At 64.9% G+C, this 2224-nt stretch carries 4 protein-coding genes; 3 read left to right on the top strand and 1 reads right to left on the bottom strand.

The genetic code is table 11. The features are described 5' to 3' along the window. Positions 1–492, top strand: a 492-nt coding sequence (locus tag EJK15_RS68880) for a CocE/NonD family hydrolase (protein WP_138720862.1), incomplete at its 5' end; no start/stop codon positions are given. Between the two features lie 346 nt (positions 493–838). Beyond that, complete coding sequence (locus EJK15_RS72430) at positions 839–982, top strand: hypothetical protein (RefSeq protein WP_171075429.1); 144 nt, start codon at positions 839–841, stop codon at positions 980–982. 211 nt (positions 983–1193) lie between these two features. Here EJK15_RS72430 and EJK15_RS68870 read toward each other — a convergent pair whose 3' ends face one another. Further along, a complete protein-coding gene (locus EJK15_RS68870; protein ID WP_240778143.1) occupies positions 1194–1706 on the bottom strand; it encodes a GtrA family protein in 513 nt (170 codons plus the stop codon). A 171-nt stretch (positions 1707–1877) separates the two neighbouring features. Here EJK15_RS68870 and EJK15_RS78415 point away from each other — a divergent pair, with 171 nt between their 5' ends. After that, on the top strand, positions 1878–2132 hold the full coding sequence (locus EJK15_RS78415) for a LysR family transcriptional regulator (RefSeq protein WP_420847202.1): 255 nt from the start codon (positions 1878–1880) through the stop codon (positions 2130–2132). The last annotated feature ends 92 nt before the right edge of the window (positions 2133–2224 follow it).

Here is a 2224-nt window from a genome sequence, read left to right as displayed (position 1 = left end):
ACCCCCGCCCTCGGCGGCGTTCGCATGGCCTTCGGCGTCCAGTCCGGCCGCGTCGACAACACCGCCCTCGAGGCCCGGCCCGACGTCCTCACCTACACCACTCCCCTACTGGACCAGGACGTCGAGGTCATCGGCGAGGTCAGCGCCGAGATCTTCATCCGCTCCAGCCTGCCCTACGCCGATGTCTTCGTCCGCCTGTGCGACGTCGACCCCCGCGGCCGCTCCACCAACGTCTGCGACGGCCTGATCAGCCTCACCGGCGCCGACGAGACCAGCCGCGCCACGGTGGCCCTGTGGCCGACCGCATACCGCTTCAAACGCGGCCACCGCATTCGCCTCCAGGTCTCCAGCGGAGCCTTCCCCCGCTACAACCGCAACCCCGGAACCGGCGAACCCCGCGCCACCGCCACCACCCTCCGCGCCGCCGACCAGCAGGTCTTCCACGACCCAGAGCACCCGTCCGCCCTGATCCTCCCCATCCGCCGGAAGTGACCCCTGCTGACCCCGGCACAGCTGACCCCGCACCCCGTCCGCTGCTTCACCACGCCGCTGCGCCTGACGAACGAGGCACGCAGCCCAAGGCTGTGGCCGACCTCCTTCTGCGCGTGTCCACTGCCTGACCTGCAGAGTTTGGAGTTCACATGACAGTCGCCGATCAATTGGCCGGGTCGCTTCGTCGACCAGGTACGGGCGCCACGGCATCCGCGGTGGCGCCCGGTGATCGCCACCTTCATCATTTTCCCTTCCATCCCCGCCCCGACGCCTGAACCTACTGCTGGCCGAGGCCGAGCACGCCTGGCAGCAGCAGCGCGGCGCCTGGGCCCAGTTCGGTTCCGACTTGCTACTCGGCTATGAGTACCGCGCCTGCATCAAGCTCGGCGCCCGCGATCTGGACGCTCCCGCAGACGCGATCGCGAATGCCTACCAGCGGGTGTGCGTGGACCTGCGCACGCTGTTACACCTTGTCCAGGCGGTTCTGTAGGATCCGCGATTCCGTGAGCAAGGGCGGCTGATCATGAGCACTGTCCGAGCAAATCAGCGTGATCACGAGCTTTGACAACGCTCCGCGATGTCGGACTTACGGGACTTTTGTTCGCCATCTGTTCGGCGGTCATCCGCGGGGCCGGGCTCGTGGGGCGCAGCAGCGGCATGAAGCAGTCCAACCGCCGAAACAGCTTCTGGATTCGCTCCCATCAAGCCGCCTCGTCCGTGGAATCGGGAGTGGGAGCCAGCCGCACGCTGCCGGACTGGGCCTTCTCGTCGGGGAAGACCCACTTCCGGAGCGCCCAGAAGCGGAAGACCATGGCGATCAGCGTGCCGATGATCTGCGCGCTCATGAAGTCGGCGATCTCCTGGGTCACTAGGCTCACATCCGGGGTCTCCAGGTGAAATACGTACCGGGAGATCCATAGCGGCGCGGAGCTGAGCACTAGACCGACGCCACTGACCAGGAAGAACAGCGCCGCCTCGTGACGGCGCTCGCGGCCGCCCCTGGTCCGGAACGACCATTCGCGGTTCAACACGTAGGACACGATCGTCGCCACGAGCACCGCGATGATCTTCGCGGTCACCGGCTTCGGTTCCAAAATGGTCAGCTTCAGCCCATAGAACACCGTGTTGTCCACTAAGAACGCTGTTCCACCCACCACAGCGAACTTCAGCAGTTCACGGTGCTTCAGCGCATGTGCGTGCAGCGGTTCCGGCAATCTTGCGAGTACTGCGTTTGCTATTCGGAGCACCCCCGATCTTCTCACCAGTCGAACACCCTGGTAACAAGATTTACGGACGGCCAGCCGGCGAGCACTCCAACCCGTTCGCACCGCTTGATGTCTCCCTGTCTCCCGCCATGAAGACCGTCAAGCCGCACCAGGAATTGCCTGCCCCGCCTTCGTCACCTCATCAACATGCCGGGCCATAGGAACCTATCTGCGGCAGCCTCCGCACTGGGAGTCGCTCCAGGCACCCTCAGCTACCAGCTCGCCAGCATCGAGCGCACCATCGGCTTCGCCATCATCAACCGCGCTCAACCCTTGGCGCCTACCGAGGCCGGGCACGCTTTTCTTAGCGAAGCACGACACCTTCTGAGGCTCCTGGGAGGGGCCTGTCCAGTAAACGGTGTAACTCGATCTTGAATTAGTTCTATCGGGTGGTCGGGTTCAGGCGGCCTTCGAAGGTGATGGCGAAGGCGTTGAGAGCGGCTTTCCAGCGGGTGATCCAGCGTTTG

The organism is Nonomuraea basaltis (genome assembly GCF_005893125.1).
GTDB classification, from domain to species: Bacteria; Actinomycetota; Actinomycetes; order Streptosporangiales; family Streptosporangiaceae; genus Nonomuraea; species Nonomuraea basaltis.
Note: the sequence above shows the minus strand (reverse complement) of the source record. Positions and strands in the feature narration are given on the sequence as shown.